Here is a 644-nt window from a genome sequence, read left to right as displayed (position 1 = left end):
CCGGCAGGTTGGCGTTCCTGTTCACCGGGCAGGGCGCACAACGACTCGGCATGGGCACCGAACTCGCCGCCGCGTACCCCGTCTTCGCCACCGCCTTCGACGAGGTCTGCACCGCCCTCGACACCCACCTCGACAAACCACTACGCGACGTCATCGACACCGACGAACTACACCAGACCGGCTACACCCAACCCGCCCTGTTCGCCTTCGAAGTCGCCCTCTACCGACTCGTCGAATCCTGGGGCATCCGCCCCGACCTCGTCGCCGGACACTCCATCGGCGAACTCGCCGCCGCCCACATCGCCGGCATCTTCGACCTCACCGACGCCGCGAGACTCGTCACCGCCCGCGCCCGCCTCATGCAAGCCCTACCCACCGGCGGCGCCATGATCGCCATCGAAGCCACCGAGGAACAGGTCACCCCCCACCTCAACGACCAGCTCGGCATCGCCGCCGTCAACACCCCCACCGACCTCGTCATCTCCGGCGACGAAACCGCCACCCTGACCGCCGCCGAAGCACTCGCCGCCCACGGCCACCGCACCAAACGCCTCACCGTCTCCCACGCCTTCCACTCCCACCTGATGGACCCCATGCTCGACGACTACCGAGCCGTCGCCGCGTCCATCACCCACCACGAGCCC

Annotated in this window: 1 protein-coding gene; it reads left to right on the top strand. The window is 68.6% G+C overall.

Annotated features, from left to right (window positions below; translation table 11 throughout):
- A partial coding sequence (locus ACTMS2_RS29290) for an acyltransferase domain-containing protein (RefSeq protein WP_441178271.1) occupies window positions 1-644 on the top strand: 644 nt, incomplete at both ends.

Origin of the sequence: Micromonospora sp. SD12 (genome assembly GCF_052068495.1) — a bacterium.
In the GTDB taxonomy this organism is placed as follows: Bacteria; Actinomycetota; Actinomycetes; order Mycobacteriales; family Micromonosporaceae; genus Micromonospora; species Micromonospora echinofusca.
Note: the sequence above shows the minus strand (reverse complement) of the source record. Positions and strands in the feature narration are given on the sequence as shown.